We start from the raw sequence: 20,743 nt of genomic DNA, 5'->3' as shown, positions 1-20,743 counted from the left end.
TTGTCCTGTCACTCAAGAATGCGCGGGGTTCAGAACTCCATGCATCAGCAAGGTTATTTGCGCTTGCGCCAACCGCTCACGATTTTCCGCATTGAACGGATAATCCAGAATTTCCTCACCGATCGGCTGCATCGCCAATGGGAAGATCAACAACGCTGCTAACAAAAAGCTGAGCAGCTTGGGATCTTCCGCCGGATCAATCAGGTTATTATTCTGTAATTTGGTCAGCACCTTGCGTAAACGAACATTCATTGGCCGGGCCAGTTCATTCACCACCAGGGTTTTCAGTAACTGATTGTCTGACAACAGCGTTCTGATAATCAACCGTGCCATATCTGCCGGAATGCGTCTGGATACCGTCAGCATCAGCTGTTTCAAAAACTCGGGAGAGGGGTCCTGAATGGTCTCATTCAACAGCGTTACCACTGGAGCCAGCATTTCCTTCATGGCATTTTCGAACAGGCCGATTTTATTCCCAAAATAATAAGCAATCAGCGCCGAATTCACTCCGGCAAGATTAGCTATTTGTCGAGTGGAAACATGATCAAAATCATGCTTTAAAAACAACTCTTGAGCGGCTGCAATCAGTGCACTTCGGGCATCTGTTTTTTCGCTCTGCCTGGGTCTGCCGGTTTTCATAGCGGTAACGGTTGCTTTTATTGTAAATAGAAGGACACTACGCCAATCAAGAAACTAAGCAAGCGATTAAATTCATCATTTTTAATCAGCTGATTAATCCCCGCTGACGAATATAGCCTGTTTTAGTGACAATGACATTGCTGAACTCATGGGGAAAATGATTTCAGCACCGATTTTCCACAAGACGCTACGCAGAGAGCGCTGGAAATCATACACACAATAATACTGGAGGAGACATCATGAACATTTCCACACCTGATTTATGCGATGAATTTGAAGAAAGCCTGAGTATCCTGAGCCCTGGTTTTCGGGATTTTGGTGGTGTACACCAGTTTTATGGCCAGGCAGTGACGATCAGTTGTCTGAATGACAACTCCAAGATCAAAGCCATGTCTGTCACTTCCGGACATGGCAAGGTTATGGTGGTGGATGGGCAGGCATCAATGGATTACGCCCTGCTGGGAGACATGATCGGTGATGATCTGGTCAAGAATGGCTGGTCCGGAATTATCATCAACGGCTGTATCCGGGACGTGGAAGCATTGAAAACCCTGCAACTCGGCATCAAGGCACTGAACAGCATCCCACGTCGTTCAGTCAAACGGGATCAGGGCGAAGTGAATGTCACATTACATTTCGCCGGCGCCACTGTTGATCCGGAAGACTGGGTGTATGCCGATGAAAGCGGTATTGTGGTGTCAAAACATAAACTCATCTAAAGTATGTTCCAGCAGCTCTCCCCAGTTTTAGCCTGGGGAATCTGCTCTGATTCATAAGCAATTCACATCTGATTGACCATACTCTGCAGCCCAATCAATATTGCGCAAGGATTCCATGCAACCATGTTACGTCTCGTATTACTCCTCCCTGTTATTCTGCTTAGTGGATGCATTTCCACCCGCCCCGATGTTATTCGCTCCAGCTCACTGGACGACGCGGCAGAAACCGCCAGTCGGGAAAACCCGGAGGAACGTCATCTCAACAGCGACGTAACATGGAATGAAGATCAGCACGAAGACCGGCCGGAAGAGATTGAAAAAAGCTCATCGACACACTGGGTCAGACCATCCAACGGACTGTCCGATGATGACGAGGCGATTGGATTTGCACTGGAACTGGGTACCATCAGCCCGGCGCTCATAGGCCGTAACGATGGACGTATCGACGTGGATCAGCAGTATCTGGCCCGAGCCTCACTGATTTCCCTGATCAATGATCGCTGGCAAGCCAAACTGACAGCCAGTCTGGGAGCAGGGTCAGCGGATATCAATGCATCAATCAAAAATGAAAGTTATCTGGAATGGGGATTTGATCTGCTGGCAGTCCGGCAGCTGAGCCCTCATCTGGCGGCAGAGTTTGGGGCCGGCTATTTTGGTGGTGCCGTCTATTTCAACTATCAGAACCCCATCACAGATAACGGTGAAACCATCAACAGCGATTTACTCGGTTATGGTGGAATTCGCACCCCCATCGGCCTGACGCTGAACTATGGCCATTTGACCACCAGCCTGTATGCCCTGCCAGAACTGGCCTTTTACAACGAACATTCCGTCGAAGGTTTCCGTAATGACTGGCAGCAGGTCGATTATCGTATGCGCGCGCAGTGGTTACTCGGCTGGCGTTTCTGATATTTCAGGTTGTGTTGTCTTTTGCTGATTCTGGAACCATAGGGCGGCTACGATCACCAGCAATCCAACAATAGTCAGGCTGCCGATTTTTTCTCCGAGCACCTGACTGATCAGGATCAGTGACACGAACGGTGACAAAAAAATCAGGTTGGAGATCATACTGGTACGACTGGTGTGCTTCATTGCCTGTAGCCACAATACAAATGTGATCCCCATTTCAAACAAACCCACATAAATACCGGAAAGTGTACTTTTCAAAGTCCAGACTCCCGCCTGATCCTGCAATAAGAACAACACCGTCGTGAATGGCAACGCTGCGAGAAAATTCTGAAAGATAGCGGTGGTCGGCTCGCGTTGATCTTTGGAGTTCATCAGCCAATAACCCGCCCACAACAATGTACTGAATAACGCCAGTGCGACACCGGTCATTGTCACCGGCTGACCGGAGGAACGACCACCCAGGCTGATCAGCAGAACACCGCCATAGGCCGCAACCATACTGATCAGATCGCGACGGCTGAAACGATGACCCAGCACCGGAACCGCCAGCAGTGACAAGGTAATGGCCCAGGTATAATTGATGGGTTGCGCCACCTGTGCCGGCAAACGCTGATAGGCGGAAAACAACACCAGGTAGTAGCACAGCGGATTGATACAGCCCAACACCAGCGCCATTTTTGCGTGCTGGCAAAAACCCCGCAAGGCATCCCACAGACGCCCCTGCCACAAGAGAATCATCGCCACGGCAATAACCGTTGTCAGATCCGCCAGCCACAGTAGCTGTATTAACGACTGCTCCGCCAAAGCCAGCTTGAACGCAGTGGCAACGGTAGACCACAGGGCAATGGCGCAGAGCGCATAAGTCATCGCCTTTTTGTCGTTTACATGCATACAAAATTTCCTGTTGTGGCTAGTGAAAAGAACGTAAGCTTATCAGAATATTCAGACTGTCATCGAAATAGGACCGACCATGAAACGGGGGATAAAAGTTATGTGGGTAGTCATTGGGATTCTGCTGTTACTGATAGGTATCGGATTTGCCAGAATTTATATCCAGAACAGTCAGGTTCCGCAATTGGGCATTCAAGGCGGCCAGCTGGCTGCAGTACCTGAATCACCCAATGCCGTTTCCACTCAAACCGATGACCTTGGCAAAAAAATCAGTCCTTTACCTTTCAAGCATGATCCAGAAAGCACCATGGAAGCCATTATCGCGGCCGTCAAACAATACGGCGGAGCCAGAATAATCAAGCAGGACCGCGACTATCTCTACGTCGTGTTTACCACCCCATTGATGAGATTCCATGACGACGCAGAGTTTTATCTCGATGAAACCAACCGGCTGGTGCATTTTCGCTCCTCCAGCCGGGCCGGATATTCAGACATGGGTCTCAACCGAAAACGCTATGACATGCTGAAAGAATTTTATCTGACAAAGTAGGCCGATCAGCGTCGAATGAGTTCTGGCAACAGGGTCATATCCTTAAATGATGTAACCTCATCAAACTCGCAGGATTCATCAAATCGATTAAAGAAAAACGTTCTGGCACCTGCCCGGAAACCAGCCTCGACACCTACCGGCGCATCATCAATCACGGCACACGCGGCAATATCATGGCCCATTTCCCGGGCCGCCGCCTGATAGATCCCCGGGTCCGGTTTCCAGATACCCAGTTCATAGGAACTGAAAATATTGTCGCCGAAATAATCCGCCAGGCCACACAGCCGCAATGACTGGGCTATTTTTTGGGGTGGTCCACTGGACACCACCGCCTTGGGATAAGGTAACTGCTCCAGCGTGGCGACAATGCCATCGATAGGTTGTAGTTCTGATTCGAACAACTCCGCAACCACGGCGCGATAAGACGGAATAAAGTCATCATCCAGGGTGAGCCCATATTGTCCGGCAATGGCTGCCAGAGTACGGTCCAGCTTCCAGCCGCGATAACGAACCACCAATTCGTCGACATCCAACGTCACGCCCAGTTGGGCAAATTGAATGACCAGCCCGAGATTACACAACCGCTCACTATCCACCAGGGTGCCGTCACAATCAAACAGAAGACAGCTCGTCATCAGACCTCCACCATATGCCAACTCAGGAACTGCCGGTTAATAACATATTGATGATCAGAAAAACAAGGCCAGAGTTTTCGACGAACCGGGATTGAAAACGGAGATCAGGAGCCGGCCTGTTGGCCAGCAGGCAATGACTGGAGGCCGGCGAACGTCCAGCACATCACAGCGGCTCACCGAATGTTCAGATCAGGGCCTTTCCGACGCGGCCCCGGCGATGGATCCAATGGCAGACAGTCGTTGACTGACCATGAGTCGGACTTCTTCATCCGGATCATCCTGCAATGTTTGAACCACCGCCAGCGGTGCCCTGACCGCCACTTCCAGTCGCACTGTCCAGTCTTCGTCATGAGTGAACAAGGTCAGCTGTTGCGGCATCAGACGACTGGCAATGACGCGGCGAACTTCCGGTTCAGGGTCATGGGCCATCAATACCAGGCTTTCCGCCGGCAGTCGTTGGGCCACTACTTTGCGTACCTGCCGGTCCGGATCGCGGATTAACCGGAACAATCGACCGGTTGGCAGACGTTGAGCCACGTAAGCCCGAACCAGATAATCACTGTCGGCCACCAGTCGCTCCACCTGATCGATGGCAATCCGGTCTGCCACCGTGATTCTGACCTCACGGTCGGGATCATCGATCATTGCCAGCAACTGATATTTCGGTAACCGATAAGCCACCGTCCTGCGGACGGCCTCATCGGGATCGGCAAACATATGCTTCAGATATTCAACCGGAGCATACCGTGCCGCCAATGCCCGCCGCTGCCAGAAAATATCCGTCAAATAGCCAACCGCCTGTTCAGGATTCGCGCGGAAGAAGCGCTCAATCTGTCGACCGCTAACAGACATAACGCAACGATCTCCGGGCTGACAGTGATCTTCCGTTAACAACGCCTGCCGGTGCCGACACGTTGAACAGTCGACGGATTCCGAATCAGACTCCAACCGTATCTGATGACTCTCTGCACGACTCACGACTTACCATTCCTCTCCGATTTCGGCAAAAACAACCCCCGAGGCATGTTCAGGCTGAGTGGTCAACTGAGCACAATGGTCGCTGGCATTCACCAGATAGACATTAAAATCATCACGCTCACGAACCGGTCGGGCGTGACCCATGTCGTCATCAAAGGCATAGGTGTAATGCCAGTCAGGATACGTCTGTTTGAGGGTGGCAATGGTCGCCTCAGACAAACCCGCCCCGGCCACATACGCAACCACATCATCCAGTTGTTGCTCCGTGATCATGACAGACAGGCCTCCGACTGGGTTTGCGCCATGATTTTTGCCAGCCATGGTGGCGGTGATCCGGCCAGTACCAAACGTAATCGTTCGGCCTGCTCTGTCACCGCACCGCTTTTGGGAAATTTTATCGGGAACAATCCGGTCTTGATGACTTTGGCAGCCGCCGGGCCACCGATCGACATGGTGTACAGCACCTGACAATCAGCAATCGCCGCCGCCCGATATTCATTCTTATCTTCACCTTCCGGTTCCTGGTCTGCACTACGAATGGCAATCAGGCGACTTTGTTCGGCCGAAATCTGATAAATCATAAAATACCGGCAGGAACCGAAATGACCATCAATCTGGTCACCGGTATTGGAACACATGGCAATCCGGATCGATCCCGGCATATCGCCTTCCTGATAAGGTTCAACCGGCGGCAGCCCGGCATGACCCTCAAGATCCATATCCAGGCCTTTTAAAAACCGCACCGCTTTTTTTAAATATTGGGTATCGATATCGGCAAATGCGTCACTCGCCTGTTGCAGCCGGTTCACCCGGACTTTTGCCAGCTTACTGGTGGTCAGTGGTTCGCCCACCAGAGAAATAAGCGCCTTTAACAGTGTTGCGACATCACCTTCGGGAATCTCCCGCGCCGCCAGCGCAATCCGCAGCGCAGCTTCATGGGCAATGGCTTCTTCGCTCATGAGTCACCTCCTGCACGCCTGGCGCGTACCGTAACCGGCAAACGGGGCATTTCGGCCATGGGCTCAAAATAGTACTTACTGCCATCCGCCAGCTCGAACTCTCCTCCCCAGCTGCCCGGCCCTTCAAATTCCATGGCAACAATCACATCTTCAAGATCTTTCTTGGCCACATAACAGGTTAACTGGCCATTTTCATTATTACGCAGTATGACGTTCGGCATGATCAAACTCCCAGGCAAGAATGAGGGGGCAAACCTCAGCCTGCCCCCTTTTAAGCATGTGACTACGAATCAACGAACCAGATCGTAGTTGTAGTCAGTGGTTTGCATGCCGCGGGTTTCATCATCCAGACGTTCCAGTACGGCATTAACCAATGTCGTCAACATCTGCATGGCACCTTCATAGCCAAGTGTGGTTTGACGGTGCAGGTGATGGCGATCGAAGATCGGGAAGCCGATGCGAATCAATGGCACTTCATGCTCTTTACCCTTGTGCAAGGTATCGCGCTGGATAAATTTACCGTAGGAGTTGCCGATCATGAAATCAGGCTTATTGGTAAATACCAATGAGCGCATGTGCCAGAGATCCTTACCGATATGGACTTCGCAGTCTTTGCCGTATGGAGATTCCGCCAGGATTTCATCCATGGCTTTTTTCCAGCGCTTGTTGGCATTATTGGCCAGGATATGCGTTGGCTCGGCCCCCAGCTCCAGCAGAAACTTGCTCATGCCCATGACAAAATCAGGATCACCCCAAAGTGCATACTTCTTGCCATGCAACCAGGTATGGGAGTCCGTCATCATGTCTACCAGTCGTCCGCGTTCAATCGCCAGCACATCAGGAATATCCTGACCGGTTATCTCTGAAACCTTCATCAGGAACTCATCCGTCCATTCAAGGCCCATGGGAATACTCAGTTTGGGCACTTCATGATGCCAGGTATTGGTCACAAACTTTTTGGACTTGTCAGACTGCCAGGGCTGCAGAAAAATCGTATTGAATGCATTCGGCGCGTCTTTCATTTCATCCAGAGTGGTACCACCTTCATACATCCGGTACTGACCATCGGCAGGCGTATCCAACACTTCTGACGGATCAGACAACAGCGACAGGGAAACCCCCATGTCCGACATCATCCGTCTGATCACTCGATAGTTACCCAGATAAGTTTCAAACCCAGGCACGATATTCAACTTGCCATTGCTGCCCACTTCCTTGTCTTCCATATAGTTGAGGGTAAAGTATCGGGCAATCCCTTCAAACATATTGTCCCAGCCGGTGGTATGACTGCCAACAAAACTGGGGGTATGGGCAAACGGTGTTGGAAACTCTTTGGGAATATGGCCTTCATTCTTGGAGTTGCTAATGAACGCATTGAGGTCATCACCTATCACTTCAGCCATACAAGTGGTAGAAACGGCAATCATCTCCGGCTTGTACATGGCCTTGGCATTTTCCAGACCATCCTTCATGTTACTTTGACCGCCAAATACCGCTGCATCTTCAGTCATGGAATCGGATACACAGGCCACCGGTTCTTTAAAATGACGGTTAAAATAAGTACGGAAATAAGCGACACACCCCTGACTGCCATGCACGTAAGGCAGGGTTTTTTCAAATCCCAGAGAACACAATACGGCGCCCAGAGGCTGACAGGCTTTGGCCGGGTTGACGGTTAATGCCTGACGCTGAAAGTTAAGCTCCTTGTATTCTTCAGTCGTAGTCCACTGAAAGACTTCCTCAATTTTTTCCTGAGGATGTGCTTCTTCAAACTGTTCACGCTTGCTGGCCAGCAGATCGACGTACTCCTGCTCACGGAACAACGGATAGCTGGGTTTGATATCTTCAACTTTCTGACTCATGTTTTTACCCTCCCGCGCCACTAATCTGTGGACTGACGGTTATCAATTTTTCGGGGCAGGCATTGCCGCAGCAATGCCCGTTTTACAATCACTGTGACATCATCGATCAGGCAGTCGCCGCTTCCAGAGTGTCTTCCACTTCGGTTTTCTTCCAGGGCGCTTCCAGCTTTTTCCAGCATGGATTATTCAGAGTCATATCCATATCCTTGGCAAAAATGGCAAAACCATCAAAGCCATGATAAGGACCGGAATAATCCCAGGAGTGCATTTGTCTGAACGGCACCCCCATTTTCTGGAAGATATATTTCTCTTTGATACCGGAACCGATCAGATCCGGTTTGACCTTCTTAACGAATTCCTCGAACTCGTAACCGGTGACGTCGTCATACAACAGCGTTGCGCTGCCCATTTCCTTGAGGGTGCGGTCATAGTCATCGTTGTGACCGAACTCATATCCGGTACCCACCACTTCCATGCCGAGATCCTCATAAGCCCCGATCACATGGCGTGGACGCAAACCACCCACGTACAGCATCACCCGCTTGCCTTCAAGACGCGGACGATACTTGGCCACCACCGCTTCCCATTCCGGCTTGTACTTCTCGATCACTTCCTCGCACTTCTGCTGAATGCTCTCATCAAACTGAGCGGCAATTTTGCGCAGCGACTCTATGGTTTTGGTCGGGCCGAAGAAGTTGTATTCCAGCCATGGGATACCGTACTTCTCTTCCATATGACGGGAGATGTAGTTCATTGAGCGGTAACAGTGCACCAGATTCAGTTTGACTTTCGGTGTCAGTTCCATTTCAGAAATAGTGCCGTCACCGGACCACTGCGCAACCACTCGCAAACCCATTTCTTCGAGCAGAATACGGGAAGACCAGGCATCACCACCGATGTTGTAATCACCAATGATGGCGACATCGTAAGGTGTAGTGGCAAAGCTGTTATCATCGTCGCGTTTGCTCAACGCCCAGTCGCGAATGGCATCATTCGCAATGTGGTGACCGAGAGACTGGGAAACGCCTCGAAATCCTTCACAACGAACCGGTACAACCGTTTTGCCGGTTTCGGCGTTTTTCTTCTTGGCGACCGCTTCGATATCATCACCGATCAAGCCAATCGGACATTCTGACTGAATCGAAATCCCTTTGTTCAACGGGAACAGCATTTCTATTTCATCAATCAGTTTATCGAGCTTCTTATCACCGCCGAATACGATGTCCTTTTCCTGGAAATCAGAGGTGAAGTTCATGGTCACGAAGGTATTCACTCCGGTGGTGCCGATATAATAATTACGGCGTCCAGCGCGGGAATATTGTCCGCAACCGACGGGGCCATGGGAAATATGAATCATATCCTTGATCGGTCCCCAGACCACACCTTTGGACCCGGCATAAGCACAACCACGAATGGTCATTACACCTGGAAGGGATTTTTTATTGGAAGTAATACATTTTTTTGACTGTTCAAGCTCAGGGTCATTCGGACTCAAGTGCTTGGCGCGGTCTTTCTGTGCTTTCTCAGGGTAAACTTCCAATACTTCCTGAATCAAAGCTTCGGTTTCTTCACGAGTCATGCCAGCCATGATCTGTCTCCTATAACTGGGTAACAGGGAGTCGAAATATCAATTATTCCGTCCTGATAGGGCTAATCCGCCCTATCCCGTTTTGAATGTGTTTCACAAAATGTGCTGAAACATCCCCTGTCCGGCGCTCTCAATACCGGACATTTTTGCATCTATATCAGGCTTCCAGCTCGGTAGCTGTTTTTCCAATGATGCTTTCGTCCTCTTCGTCCATAATGCCGAACTCCATCAGAAGCTCTTCCAGCTCATCCATGGTCAAAGGATTAGGTATGACAAACACTTTGTTTTCGATGATCTTGTTGGCCAAAGCCCGATATTCGTCCGCCTGACCGGCTTTTGGATCGTACTCGATCACTGTCATACGGCGAATTTCCGCACGTTGTACGACATTGTCGCGGGGCACAAAATGAATCATCTGGGTACCGAGTTTGGCAGCCAGTGCTTCAATCAGTTCATCTTCACGATCAGTGTTACGTGAATTACAAATCAATCCGGCCAGACGTACACCACCAGAGTTGGCGTACTTAACGATACCTTTTGAAATGTTGTTGGCTGCGTACATCGCCATCATTTCACCGGAACAAACGATATAAATTTCCTGAGCCTTGTTTTCACGAATAGGCATGGCAAAACCACCACACACCACATCACCCAGTACGTCATAGAAAACGAAGTCCAGATCCTCTTCGTAAGCACCTTCCTCTTCCAGGAAGTTGATGGCAGTGATCACACCACGACCGGCACATCCGACACCTGGCTCAGGACCACCGGATTCGACGCACTTCACATTGCCGTAACCGCTTTTTAATACATCTTCAAGTTCGAGATCTTCTACAGTGCCCGCTTCGGCCGCCATCTCCATAATGGTATTCTGAGCTTTGGAATGCAGTATCAGTCGAGTCGAATCGGCTTTCGGGTCACAACCAACGATCATGACTTTCTTACCGGCCTCTGCTAACGCGGCAACCAGGTTTTGAGTGGTGGTGGACTTACCAATACCGCCCTTACCATAAATTGCACATTGACGTAGTCCCATTTTGGAATCTCCTCTGTTGTCGGTCCCTGCTCCCATCATGAAAGCAGGGTTAGAAAAATGCCTGGAAGCCACTTACCATACGAACAAAACATGTAGGCGGCAGCTTCGGGCCATACAGGACAACAACACCGGTGCAGACAATGTGCCAGCACACCAGAATCTGATAGTTCATTGATTTTTATGGGTTTTTATCAGAGCAAACACATCACGATGTATGCCTTCTTCATGACAATGCCACCTTAAGTCGTGTTGCAATGGTGACAAACCGACATGACAGACAGCGACTGACAGAAACTCACCATATTGCCGGATATTACGGCCACCAGTATGAAAACCGGCGACATGGAATGCAGCCAAAGCAGGTTTGTGTCTATCACCGCTCCAAGGCTCAAAGCCTGATCAGACAGCCACTCCAGTGAACAAGATTACCGAGCTAAAAATATGCATCCGGATACTCCAGCCCCCTGTCACGTCATCCCAACTAATGAAGGATGGACGTTATTCTGCTCGTGTGAAAACATCTCATTAGTTGTTTAGTTTTATCTAATATAAATATTACAGTCTAAGGAACAAACTAAATGATCAGCGAAATGGCAGGTGGTTCATTAATCGGTATATCCGCTGCATTGCTATGGCTCGGTATTGGCCGAATCAGTGGTATGAGCGGCATCATCTCTTCGTTATTTACATTACATGTACAGCGTTATCATTGGGTCATCTGGTTTTTGATCGGCATCATCATGGCCAACCCAGTCTACCGGTTTTCGGGCGGTCAAATTAACATTCAAATTAACGACAATATCCTGGTTCTGTTGTGCGCGGGGCTGTTGGTTGGCGCCGGAGCATACATTGGCAATGGTTGTACCAGTGGTCATAGTATCTGTGGTGTCGGCCGGCTGTCGGGCAGATCCATCGTCTCTACCATTGTGTTTATCATGATGGGAATGATTACTGTCGCTATCACCGGTTAGAGGAGTATGTATTGATGACACACTCAGACAGGCTGTTTGCGAGGATTTCAGTTCCATTGATCAGTGGTGTTGTATTCGGTCTTGGCCTGCTGATTTCCGGCATGAACAATCCCGGCAAGATTCGTGGTTTTCTGGATATTCTGGGAGCATGGCAACCACAACTGATTGCCGTGATGATTCCCGCCGTAATCATATTCGGACTCGCCTTTCGCTACAGCCGAACCTTAAAAGCTCCCTGGCTGCATGACATTTTTCATATGCCCAGTCTGAATGGAATTTCACTAAGGCTGTTAGCCGGAGCGACATTATTTGGAATCGGCTGGGGACTGATAGGACTTTGTCCAGGCCCGGTACTGGTGGACCTGGCTAGTTTTCAATGGCCGGTGTACGGTTTTCTGATTGCCATGATAGCGGGTAATCGCCTCGCCCATCATTTGATCGGCCCGGCAAAATAAGGCAACCACCCGTTATGATCATCAGAGTCTGAAGCGGCCCACGACACCACGCAGTTCATCGGCCTGAGCAAACAACTGGCCGATATTGTCTGATGCATTGACCGTATGCCGCAGAGTAGTATTGCTCACATCCACGATGTGTTCGAGATTGCGGCTCAACTCTGCTGCAGTCGCTCCCTGTTGTTCAGTGGCGGCTGCGATCTGCAGATTCATGCCTTCTATATTGTCAATGGCAATGGAAATGGCCTGCAGCGCCTCGTGTGCAGCTTCTGCTTCTTCAACACTTTGTCTGGAACGCTCCGAACTGGTATGCATAACACTGACAGCACGGGAGATATGTTCCTGTAAAGCTTCAACCGTTTGCTGAATCTGTTGTGTGGATTCATGGGTTCGTCCAGCCAGTTGTCGAACCTCATCAGACACTACGGCAAAACCACGACCGGCGTTACCTGCACGGGCGGCTTCAATGGCGGCATTAAGGGCCAACAGATTGGTTTGTTCGGCGATGCCGCGAATCACTTCCATCACCTGACCGATCTGTGCGCCTGACTGTTGCAATGCCGACACTTCATCCGCACTACTGCGAATCAATTCGGCCTGTTCAATGATGACTTCCCGTACCCGGCCAACTCTCATTGAACCTTCGCGCGCCTGTGCGTTACCTTCTTGCGCGGCAGTCGACGCTGTCTGTGCGTGAGAGGCCACTTCACGGACCGTACTTTCCATCTCATTCATGGCAGCGGCAATCTGATCCACTTCGGATTGTTGTTTATGTACGTTGTCTGACATTTCATTGCAACCGGTTTGCAATCGTGCGGCACTGTCATTCAATTGTTCGCTGGTTCTCGCAACTTGCAGCATCAATTGATGAATACGGTCGGCAAACCGATTAAAACCATCCGCCAGCTGCGCCTGTTCATCTTTGCCTTCCACTGGTAGTCGCTGGGTCAGATCCCCCTCACCTTCGGCAATATCCTTCAGCATATTGACTACCCGTCGAATCGGTTTGACGATCATCCCCGAAATCCCAATCAATACAATCACCAGAGCAATAAATGCCAGAACCATCAGGGTAATAATGTTTCGCAGAATAGCGTAGGTTGTTTTGGTAAAATTTTTGGCCGGCACGGACAAACCGATCACCCATCCGGGGCTGACTTCAATTGGCGCAAAAATCATAACGAACTTTTCGCCGTCCGGACGTAAGTAACTTCCTATGCCGCTACGGCCACTGAGCACTTCCCGGCTCAGTGCGGTCATGCCAAGAAATCCGTTTTGATCACCTTTGGTGATATTCAGTTTCATCCGCATGGTTTTATCAGGATGTGCCACCGCAACACCATCGGCATCTACAACCCACCCAAATTCACCGGCCCCCGGATTCGCCGCCAGTTGATTGGCGACCTTGGACAGCTCTTCCAGTGTCAACGCGACAGCGAGCACTCCTATTGTCCGGTTATTTTCAATCACCGGCACAGCGACAACGGATACCGGATGACCGGTGGCTTTGGAAATCATGGGCTGGGAAATAATGCCACTGCGGCTACGGCCACTGAGAAGTTCCTGAAAATATTCCCGATCACTGACATCCAAAGGTGTGGGGCCCTTTTGCGTAATGGTCATGCCATCTCTATCGGCAAAAAGCAAAACGTCAATCGCCGGATCATTGATTACATAACGCTTCAGCCAGTCTGACCGCTCCTCATTGGACATGGAATACCTGAGGGACTCACTATTGGCCAGACTACTGAGCCAATTCATATAACCGGTGAGCCAACGGGAAATTTCCGACGAACGAGACTCCACGTTATTGCTTGCAGCCTCTTCATGCATGCTGGTCAGCGAAGAGTCCAGCTGAAATCCAATGACCGTCGTTAAAATGCCAAACGCAAGTATTATGGGAACAATGACTCCAAACAGTAACTTTTGCGAGAGAGTCAGATACTTCATTCATTACTCCTGTTAATAAAGATCAAAATCATCCCTTCATAAGACTGAGTCAAAATGTTGGGGTATGCATTACTTTGATGTGCAAACAACATCACATCATTCGATTACTTAAGCGATTCCTCAATAACAGCATTCATCGCACCGTTTGCCGGGTTTCCTCCGATCAGAGTTCTCCCCATTTTTTTTCCGTAATATCCTTGTTTGCAGGTTTCGACAAAAACACTACCTTTAATACAGCTAAAGATTGACAAACCAGAAGGGTTTCGTTTTTTTTGAAATACAGAAAATTCCGTTTCTATTTCGATGTTTATGCCGGACTTCAGAACATTCCCTAATCATAAATATTGATCTTAAATTCCATACAAATGGCCGGGCATTGTGAACTTTCTGAAATCGTTTGAGCCGGAAAACCAATGTTTTTGGACAACTAAAGCAAAACAGACATAAATCCTACATCCGTTCATTACCGGCCACATTGAAAACCGTATGTCTCAAAATACAGGGCTAAAGAAGATGCTGACCCACCTATCATCCTGAGTGATGCGTTTATTTGTCGCATTTTTCCATATTTTACGGACTTATCCATATATTCCCGGATTCAGCACATTAAATAGAACGATCATACACGATCTATTTATTGCCCCTTATTCACCTCATAGCAACGGGTTATTCGGAAAAGCCAGAAAGCAAGCTGATCATTCTTGGAATTTATAATTTATAAAGTACGGAAAACAATAGTCTTTTTGGATATTTAACAACATTTATAAAAATCAATAGAACCACCACGCATATCAATATTTTCGTTGAAAAATTTCGTAACCAGATACTTATCAGTGAACATAAATCTGGCACCACATCAGACAAAAACGCGTCATTTTTCCCTAAGTGGAAAAATCTTCGGGCCATCGCAAAAAACAGCTATTGAAGTATGGGACTGGTACAGGAATTGCCGAATCAGGGTTTCTGAAAACCAATACGGGGATATCAAAAAACAGGAATATGGAAAATTCCATTCAATCCAAACGACCTGAAACCGGTATGAGTAATGATTGCGAATATTGGATCACGGCAGTCTGTTTTTGAGCGTTCGCAGTAACGGACACTGGATCTTCTGACATGGCATGGTGTCTCAATCTTGCCCATCTTCACTGCTGTCATCATATAAAGTGCTAATAGCAGCAAAGTCTGAGGGCTGACAAGTCACACGCCCAGAGGAGAGACTGGCCTCTCATTATTCGAACAGATTGCTCTGAACCACTTGAATAGTTAGGTCAGTACCGGTCTATCCTCTGCTGAATCTTCGTCGTACTCGCCATTCTGACAAGCTGGCCGTATCATGCGGGTATTTTTCACCCAGGCAGGAATTCACAGTGCAACAACAGGCTTCCACATCCAATATCAAATTAACGGAATACAGCCATGGCGCCGGCTGCGGCTGTAAGATTTCCCCCAAAATACTCGACAGTATTCTGGCCTCATCGTTACAGATCCCGACAGATGCCAGGCTGCTCGTGGGTAACAGCAGCAAAGACGATGCGGCAGCCTACGATCTTGGCAATGGTCAGGTGATCCTGAGTACTACGGATTTTTTTATGCCGATCGCCGACGATCCATTTGATTTTGGCCGTATCGCCGCCACCAACGCCATCAGCGATATCTTTGCCATGGGTGGAAAGCCTTTAATGGCCATCGCCATTCTGGGCTGGCCGGTCAATGTGCTGGCTCCCGAAGTGGCACAGCAGGTCGTGGACGGCGGACGGCAGGCCTGTGCAGAAGCCGGAATTCTATTGGCGGGTGGTCACAGTATTGATTCCCCGGAACCCATTTTTGGCCTCGCCGTCACCGGCATCGTCGCCAAAGACCAGCTGAAACAGAACAACACCGCTACGCCGGGCTGCCGGCTCTACCTGACCAAACCCCTGGGCGTAGGCATACTGACCACCGCCCAGAAACAGAAAAAGCTGCGGCCAGAACATGAATTTCTGGCCCGTGATGTTATGTGCATGATGAACTCTGTCGGTGCTCAGGTATCACAGCTGGATGGTGTGGAAGCCATTACCGATGTGACCGGCTTTGGCCTGATGGGCCATTTGCTGGAAGTGTGTGAAGGCAGTGGTGTAAACGCCGTACTGCAGGAGAGTAGCATTCCCCTGCTGCCACCGGTACGGGACTACATCGCTCTTGGCTGTCTGCCCGGAGGTACTGTCCGCAATTTTGATTCCTATGGTCACAAAATTGCGCCATTGTCTGACGAACAGCGGGCCCTGTTCTGCGACCCCCAGACCAGCGGCGGACTGCTGATCGCGGTTCAGCCTGACCAGGCGTCAGCGTTGGAAAAACTGCTGACAGATGCCGGTGTATACGCCGAATGCATCGGCGAGCTGGTCAATGCCCGCGACGATTATCGCATCGAGGTTATTGCATGAGTCGTCCGGATACTGATGACTATGCCGCCATTTTTCTGCACGACACCCCGATGATGGACACCCGCGCGCCGGGAGAATTTCTGAAAGGCGCCTTCCCGCACACGGTCAGCCTGCCACTGATGACGGACAACGAACGGGCCAAAGTCGGCACCTGCTATAAACAGCAAGGTCAACAAAAAGCTATTGAACTGGGCCATCAACTGGTCAGCGGCACACTGAAAGAAGAACGCATTCAGCGCTGGCTCGAATTCGCCCGTGCTCATCCGGATGGCTACCTGTATTGCTGGCGGGGAGGCTTACGCAGCCAGATCGTGCAACAATGGCTGCAACAGGCCGGCTGTGATTATCCAAGGATCAAAGGAGGCTATAAGGCGTTGCGACGATTTCTGATCGATACTCAGGAACGCATTGTCAGTAACACTCGTTTTCGTATACTGGCCGGCCATACCGGCTGTGCCAAGACCGACCTCCTGACAGCGGTTCCGGGCAGTATCGATCTTGAAGGTCTCGCCCATCACCGCGGCAGTACATTTGGTAAACGCCCGGCCGGCCAGCCATCACAGATCGACTTTGAAAACCGGCTGGCCATTGCGCTGCTGCGGCAGGACCATCAATACCCTGGTGCCACCATTCTGCTGGAGGACGAAAGCCGGCTGATCGGTCGCTGTGCCCTGCCGGAAACACTGCGCCGGCGCATGGCTGAGGCCCCACTGATTATTGTCGAGAGTACGCTGGAACAACGGGTCGAACACAGTTTCCGCAACTACATCCTGAATAAGCTGGCGGAATGGCAACAGGCCAGAGGGGCTGAGGAAGGCTTTACGGCATTTGCCGAAGACCTCACCACTTCGCTGTTCAAAATTCGTCGCAGATTGGGCGGCTTACGTTATCAGGAGCTGAGCGCGATTCTGGAACAGGCATTGAAACAACAGCAACAGGGTGATGACTCGCTGCACCGGGAGTGGATCCGCATTCTGTTAAGGGATTACTACGACCCCATGTACGATTATCAGCTGTCGCAAAAACAAGGACCGGTGGAGTTCCGCGGAACGGCCACTGACATTAAAAATTACCTGCTCACTCACTAAGGTTTGTATGATGAAAAAACTGATAAGGCTGGCAACCATTTTGACGCTATTGTTCACCACGGGCATCTCGGTCGCTGAAACATTTGTATTCACCGCCATCCCGGATGAAGATGAATCCCGGTTGCAGCAACGCTTCAATAAAGTGGCTGACTATCTGGCCGGAGAGCTGGGAGTGGAGGTGCAATACGTCCCGGTCAAATCCTATGCCGCAGCCATAACCGCGTTCCGTAACAATCAGGTGCAACTGGCCTGGTTCGGTGGTTTATCGGGAGTGCAGGCCCGTCGCCTGGTACCAGGATCCAGTGCCCTTGCTCAGGGCTATGAAGATCAGTTTTTCAAAACCTATTTCATCGCCCATCACAGCACCGGTTTGCAGAAGAGTGATCACCTGACGGACGCTCTGAAAGGCAAAACATTTACCTTTGGTTCAAAAGGCTCCACTTCTGGTCGGCTGATGCCGGAGTTCTATCTGCGCGAAGCGTTTCAAGCTGCACCCGAAGATATTTTCGCCCGGGTCGGGTTTTCCGGTGATCACAGTCGCACCATCGCACAGGTGCAGTCGGGCGCCTATCAAGTCGGGGCGGTGAACTATACGGTCTGGGAAAACGAACTGACAGCTGGCAATATCGATCTCAATAAAATCCAGGTGATCTGGGAAACTCCAACCTATCCCGATTATCAATGGACCATTCGTGGCGATGCAGATAGCCATTTTGGCACCGGCTTTACCGATAAAGTCCGTCAAGCGCTACTGAATATGAAGGATCAGGAGCTGTTGGCCAGCTTCCCCCGGCAATCGTTTGTGCCAGCCTCCAACGATGACTACGCACCAATAGAAGCCACCGCCAAGGCCATCGGTCTGATTGATTGACGCATAACCGCCCGATGTTGCAGAACGCTCTCAGCACACCGTTGTTTTCTCTCAATCATGCCAACCTGGACATCGGCAGAACCCGGATTCTGCACGACATCAGTCTGGAGGTTCATGCTGGCGAGAAAATTGTACTGATCGGCCCTTCCGGGGCCGGTAAGTCCAGCCTGCTTGAATGGCTGTATCAACAGCAGGCCGGCAGCATTGCCTTATGTCCGCAGGCATCCGGTCTGGTGGACGTTCTATCGTCCTACCAGAATATTTTTATGGGTGGACTGGAGCGGCATGGTTCTATTTATAACCTGTGGAATCTGATCAGACCCCACATCGCTGACCGGCAGCACATTACCAGACTGGCAGCAGACCTGGGTATCGCAGACCAGTTATGGAAATCCGTGGATCAGCTCTCCGGCGGCCAACGGCAGCGGGTGGCCATTGGTCGGGCGCTGTTTCGTCAGCAACCGGTCTTTTTCGGTGATGAACCCGTTTCAGCGCTGGATCCGGCCCAGAGCGAAATCATTCTGAAGCTACTCATTGAACGTCACCAGACATTACTGGTGAGCCTGCATAATCGCCGCCTGGCACTGGATCATTTCGATCGGGTTATCGCCCTCAAACACGGACGCATCCAGTACGATGGTCCGGTATCCGGATTGACCTCCGATGCATTGGATGGATTCTATGCCTGACGGAATAGCTGGCACAGCGACCAGTACCGGCAAACGTTTCTTTCACCTCAGTTTGCTGCTGTGTGTCTCCGCACTCTTATGCCTGCCCTGGGCAGATCTGCAACTATATCCCTCTGAACCCTGGCAGGAACTGGGTCGTATCGGCTGGGGATTTATTACCCCCTGGTGGAATGACCCGGCCACGTTGATCAATGCTCTGGGCCAGACCGTTGCGTTTGCGCTGCTCGCGGTGGTGCTGGCGGTACCGGCCGGCCTGCTGCTGGCCATGTACTGGCATTGGCGATTGCTGCGCACATTGGCTGCATCCATACGGGCTGTTCACGAGATCTTCTGGGGATTGCTGTTCATGCAGATCTGGGGATTGAGTGCCACCACAGGGTTGCTGGCCATTCTGGTACCCTATACCGGCATATTTGCCAAAGTCTTTGCGGAGATTTTCGCGCGCCAGAACCGCCAGCCGGGACTGGCAATATCTCCCACCACCCAGCGCCTGAGTCGCTACGCCTATACCTTGATTCCGCAGTCGTTCACGGAGCTGTCCCATTATGTTCGCTATCGTTTCGAATGCGCCCTGCGCTCCAGCGCGATACTCGGTTTTATCGGTTTACCCACTCTGGGGTTTCATCTGGAAACCGCATTTAAGCAAGGCAGTTACAGTGAGGCCGCTGCCCTTTTGTGGCTGTTTTTTCTATTGATCGCCACCCTCCGCTGGTGGCTCCGGCCGAGACTGATACCTCTCTACGCCGTGGTGGCTCTGTGGTTGCTGCCGGCAACGCCCGCCACTCCTGATGGTCTGTTCTGGCGGTTTATCTCTGAAGATATCTGGCCGCAATCATTACTGCAGTTAAACGGGCTCGAAACCCTGCACTGGTACAGCTCGGTATTCCGTCGCGAGGCCTGGCCGGCGCTGCTGCAAACATTGTTGTTGACGCAACTGGCCCTGGTGCTTACAGGTGTGCTGGCATTGTTGCTTTATCCGTTTGCCAGTCAGGCCATCATCGGCAGGGGGCGAACCGCCGGTCAATGTCTGTTGCTGATCATGCGCTCCACACCGGAAATGATCTTTGCCTTTATCTTCCTGCTGCTGTTTGGCCCATCAGGGCTGCCGGCCGTACTGGCATTGGCGGTTCACAACGGCGGTCTGATCGGATTTCTACTGGCCGGTCATAGCGAAAAACAGCCTCATCGCACCGACGATCCAACCGGGCTCAACCGCTATCTGTATCTGCACACACCGAGACTGTATCCGGGTTTTCTGGCGTTTTTGTTTTACCGCTGGGAAGTCATTCTGCGCGAAAGCGCCATCATGGGCATATTGGGAATTGCCACGCTGGGTTTTTATATTGATTCCGCATTCGAGGAAATCCGCTATGACAAAGCTTTTTTTCTGATCCTCATAACCGCTCTGCTGAATGTATTGGTGGACAGTATATCGAGACAGTTGCGTCGGCGTGCTGGTGCAGAAAATATGGAAGACACCGGCTATTAACCGGATCCAACCATTTCAATACATTCAAAATCTTCTGC

Annotated in this window: 21 protein-coding genes; 10 read left to right on the top strand and 11 right to left on the bottom strand. The window is 50.6% G+C overall.

Translation table 11 applies throughout. The features are described 5' to 3' along the window. Positions 1 to 12: 12 nt before the first annotated feature. Positions 13 to 639 carry a TetR/AcrR family transcriptional regulator gene (locus YC6258_RS08390; RefSeq protein ID WP_044616602.1) on the bottom strand — a complete coding sequence of 209 codons (627 nt, stop codon included), beginning with the start codon at positions 637 to 639 and terminating at the stop codon, positions 13 to 15. Between the two features lie 239 nt (positions 640 to 878). Between YC6258_RS08390 and rraA the strand changes: the two genes are divergently transcribed. Then, on the top strand, positions 879 to 1,358 hold the full coding sequence (gene rraA / locus YC6258_RS08385; protein WP_044616601.1) for a ribonuclease E activity regulator RraA: 480 nt from the start codon (positions 879 to 881) through the stop codon (positions 1,356 to 1,358). A 123-nt stretch (positions 1,359 to 1,481) separates the two neighbouring features. Beyond that, on the top strand, positions 1,482 to 2,267 hold the full coding sequence (locus YC6258_RS08380) for a hypothetical protein (protein WP_044616600.1): 786 nt from the start codon (positions 1,482 to 1,484) through the stop codon (positions 2,265 to 2,267). Here the strand turns inward: YC6258_RS08380 and YC6258_RS08375 are convergent. Then, positions 2,247 to 3,158: a DMT family transporter gene (locus YC6258_RS08375; RefSeq protein ID WP_044616599.1), complete on the bottom strand. Its 912-nt coding sequence runs from the start codon at positions 3,156 to 3,158 to the stop codon at positions 2,247 to 2,249. The genes YC6258_RS08380 and YC6258_RS08375 overlap by 21 nt on opposite strands. Positions 3,159 to 3,258: 100 nt before the next feature. Here YC6258_RS08375 and YC6258_RS08370 point away from each other — a divergent pair, with 100 nt between their 5' ends. After that, the gene (locus YC6258_RS08370; RefSeq protein WP_052830163.1) at positions 3,259 to 3,708 is read left to right on the top strand and encodes a DUF1499 domain-containing protein; all 450 of its coding nucleotides are present in this window, start codon (positions 3,259 to 3,261) and stop codon (positions 3,706 to 3,708) included. A 5-nt stretch (positions 3,709 to 3,713) separates the two neighbouring features. On the opposite strand, the gene YC6258_RS08365 is transcribed toward YC6258_RS08370, so the two are convergent. The 8 genes from YC6258_RS08365 to nifH all read right to left on the bottom strand — a co-directional run bounded on the left by YC6258_RS08365 (position 3,714) and on the right by nifH (position 10,766). Further along, positions 3,714 to 4,343 carry an HAD-IA family hydrolase gene (locus YC6258_RS08365; protein WP_044616598.1) on the bottom strand — a complete coding sequence of 210 codons (630 nt, stop codon included), beginning with the start codon at positions 4,341 to 4,343 and terminating at the stop codon, positions 3,714 to 3,716. 189 nt (positions 4,344 to 4,532) lie between these two features. Beyond that, positions 4,533 to 5,321, bottom strand: a complete 789-nt coding sequence (locus YC6258_RS08360; RefSeq protein WP_211264656.1) for a 4Fe4S-binding leucine-rich repeat protein — start codon at positions 5,319 to 5,321, stop codon at positions 4,533 to 4,535. Positions 5,322 to 5,324: 3 nt separating this feature from the next. Beyond that, positions 5,325 to 5,594, bottom strand: a complete 270-nt coding sequence (locus YC6258_RS08355) for a hypothetical protein (RefSeq protein WP_044616597.1) — start codon at positions 5,592 to 5,594, stop codon at positions 5,325 to 5,327. Beyond that, positions 5,591 to 6,280, bottom strand: coding sequence for a NifB/NifX family molybdenum-iron cluster-binding protein (locus YC6258_RS08350; protein ID WP_044616596.1), 690 nt, complete (start codon positions 6,278 to 6,280; stop codon positions 5,591 to 5,593). The genes YC6258_RS08355 and YC6258_RS08350 overlap by 4 nt, the downstream gene beginning before the upstream one ends. Then, on the bottom strand, positions 6,277 to 6,501 hold the full coding sequence (nifT, locus tag YC6258_RS08345; protein ID WP_044616595.1) for a putative nitrogen fixation protein NifT: 225 nt from the start codon (positions 6,499 to 6,501) through the stop codon (positions 6,277 to 6,279). The genes YC6258_RS08350 and nifT overlap by 4 nt, the downstream gene beginning before the upstream one ends. 69 nt (positions 6,502 to 6,570) lie before the next feature. Beyond that, the gene (nifK, locus tag YC6258_RS08340) at positions 6,571 to 8,142 is read right to left on the bottom strand and encodes a nitrogenase molybdenum-iron protein subunit beta (protein ID WP_044616594.1); all 1,572 of its coding nucleotides are present in this window, start codon (positions 8,140 to 8,142) and stop codon (positions 6,571 to 6,573) included. 106 nt (positions 8,143 to 8,248) lie between these two features. After that, positions 8,249 to 9,730 carry a nitrogenase molybdenum-iron protein alpha chain gene (gene nifD, locus YC6258_RS08335; RefSeq protein WP_044616593.1) on the bottom strand — a complete coding sequence of 494 codons (1,482 nt, stop codon included), beginning with the start codon at positions 9,728 to 9,730 and terminating at the stop codon, positions 8,249 to 8,251. Between the two features lie 157 nt (positions 9,731 to 9,887). Then, positions 9,888 to 10,766: a nitrogenase iron protein gene (nifH, locus tag YC6258_RS08330; protein ID WP_044616592.1), complete on the bottom strand. Its 879-nt coding sequence runs from the start codon at positions 10,764 to 10,766 to the stop codon at positions 9,888 to 9,890. A 578-nt stretch (positions 10,767 to 11,344) separates the two neighbouring features. Between nifH and YC6258_RS08325 the strand changes: the two genes are divergently transcribed. Then, positions 11,345 to 11,737 (top strand): YeeE/YedE family protein, encoded by a 393-nt coding sequence (locus YC6258_RS08325; protein ID WP_044616591.1) that lies wholly within the window; start codon positions 11,345 to 11,347, stop codon positions 11,735 to 11,737. A 14-nt stretch (positions 11,738 to 11,751) separates the two neighbouring features. Then, on the top strand, positions 11,752 to 12,192 hold the full coding sequence (locus YC6258_RS08320) for a DUF6691 family protein (RefSeq protein ID WP_044616590.1): 441 nt from the start codon (positions 11,752 to 11,754) through the stop codon (positions 12,190 to 12,192). A gap of 21 nt (positions 12,193 to 12,213) precedes the next feature. Here YC6258_RS08320 and YC6258_RS08315 read toward each other — a convergent pair whose 3' ends face one another. Continuing rightward, positions 12,214 to 14,142, bottom strand: a complete 1,929-nt coding sequence (locus YC6258_RS08315) for a methyl-accepting chemotaxis protein (RefSeq protein ID WP_044616589.1) — start codon at positions 14,140 to 14,142, stop codon at positions 12,214 to 12,216. A 1,397-nt stretch (positions 14,143 to 15,539) separates the two neighbouring features. Between YC6258_RS08315 and selD the strand changes: the two genes are divergently transcribed. From selD to YC6258_RS08285, 5 genes are read left to right on the top strand one after another with little or no spacing between them, the layout of a single operon-like run. After that, positions 15,540 to 16,568, top strand: a complete 1,029-nt coding sequence (selD, locus tag YC6258_RS08305) for a selenide, water dikinase SelD (protein WP_281176364.1) — start codon at positions 15,540 to 15,542, stop codon at positions 16,566 to 16,568. Further along, entirely contained in the window at positions 16,565 to 17,656 is a 1,092-nt protein-coding gene (gene mnmH / locus YC6258_RS08300; RefSeq protein ID WP_044616586.1) for a tRNA 2-selenouridine(34) synthase MnmH, read from the top strand. The genes selD and mnmH overlap by 4 nt, the downstream gene beginning before the upstream one ends. Positions 17,657 to 17,663: 7 nt before the next feature. Beyond that, entirely contained in the window at positions 17,664 to 18,527 is an 864-nt protein-coding gene (locus YC6258_RS08295) for a putative selenate ABC transporter substrate-binding protein (protein WP_044616585.1), read from the top strand. Beyond that, positions 18,524 to 19,216: an ATP-binding cassette domain-containing protein gene (locus YC6258_RS08290; RefSeq protein WP_245627024.1), complete on the top strand. Its 693-nt coding sequence runs from the start codon at positions 18,524 to 18,526 to the stop codon at positions 19,214 to 19,216. The genes YC6258_RS08295 and YC6258_RS08290 overlap by 4 nt, the downstream gene beginning before the upstream one ends. Continuing rightward, entirely contained in the window at positions 19,209 to 20,705 is a 1,497-nt protein-coding gene (locus YC6258_RS08285; RefSeq protein ID WP_211264655.1) for a PhnE/PtxC family ABC transporter permease, read from the top strand. The genes YC6258_RS08290 and YC6258_RS08285 overlap by 8 nt, the downstream gene beginning before the upstream one ends. Positions 20,706 to 20,743: the final 38 nt, after the last annotated feature.

This window comes from Gynuella sunshinyii YC6258 (genome assembly GCF_000940805.1).
GTDB classification, from domain to species: Bacteria; Pseudomonadota; Gammaproteobacteria; order Pseudomonadales; family Natronospirillaceae; genus Gynuella; species Gynuella sunshinyii.
This window is presented reverse-complemented; position numbering and strand designations above follow the sequence as displayed.

Coding starts and splice junctions, on each gene's coding strand:
- YC6258_RS08295 (WP_044616585.1), top strand. CDS start 17,664: ATGATGAAAAAACTGATAAGGCTGGCAACCATTTTGACGCTATTGTTC.
- rraA (WP_044616601.1), top strand. CDS start 879: ATGAACATTTCCACACCTGATTTATGCGATGAATTTGAAGAAAGCCTG.
- YC6258_RS08315 (WP_044616589.1), bottom strand. CDS start 14,142: ATGAAGTATCTGACTCTCTCGCAAAAGTTACTGTTTGGAGTCATTGTT.
- YC6258_RS08285 (WP_211264655.1), top strand. CDS start 19,209: ATGCCTGACGGAATAGCTGGCACAGCGACCAGTACCGGCAAACGTTTC.
- nifH (WP_044616592.1), bottom strand. CDS start 10,766: ATGGGACTACGTCAATGTGCAATTTATGGTAAGGGCGGTATTGGTAAG.
- YC6258_RS08325 (WP_044616591.1), top strand. CDS start 11,345: ATGATCAGCGAAATGGCAGGTGGTTCATTAATCGGTATATCCGCTGCA.
- nifK (WP_044616594.1), bottom strand. CDS start 8,142: ATGAGTCAGAAAGTTGAAGATATCAAACCCAGCTATCCGTTGTTCCGT.
- nifD (WP_044616593.1), bottom strand. CDS start 9,730: ATGGCTGGCATGACTCGTGAAGAAACCGAAGCTTTGATTCAGGAAGTA.
- YC6258_RS08370 (WP_052830163.1), top strand. CDS start 3,259: ATGTGGGTAGTCATTGGGATTCTGCTGTTACTGATAGGTATCGGATTT.
- YC6258_RS08320 (WP_044616590.1), top strand. CDS start 11,752: ATGACACACTCAGACAGGCTGTTTGCGAGGATTTCAGTTCCATTGATC.
- YC6258_RS08365 (WP_044616598.1), bottom strand. CDS start 4,343: ATGACGAGCTGTCTTCTGTTTGATTGTGACGGCACCCTGGTGGATAGT.
- YC6258_RS08375 (WP_044616599.1), bottom strand. CDS start 3,158: ATGCATGTAAACGACAAAAAGGCGATGACTTATGCGCTCTGCGCCATT.
- mnmH (WP_044616586.1), top strand. CDS start 16,565: ATGAGTCGTCCGGATACTGATGACTATGCCGCCATTTTTCTGCACGAC.
- YC6258_RS08380 (WP_044616600.1), top strand. CDS start 1,482: ATGTTACGTCTCGTATTACTCCTCCCTGTTATTCTGCTTAGTGGATGC.
- nifT (WP_044616595.1), bottom strand. CDS start 6,501: ATGCCGAACGTCATACTGCGTAATAATGAAAATGGCCAGTTAACCTGT.
- YC6258_RS08390 (WP_044616602.1), bottom strand. CDS start 639: ATGAAAACCGGCAGACCCAGGCAGAGCGAAAAAACAGATGCCCGAAGT.
- YC6258_RS08355 (WP_044616597.1), bottom strand. CDS start 5,594: ATGATCACGGAGCAACAACTGGATGATGTGGTTGCGTATGTGGCCGGG.
- YC6258_RS08350 (WP_044616596.1), bottom strand. CDS start 6,280: ATGAGCGAAGAAGCCATTGCCCATGAAGCTGCGCTGCGGATTGCGCTG.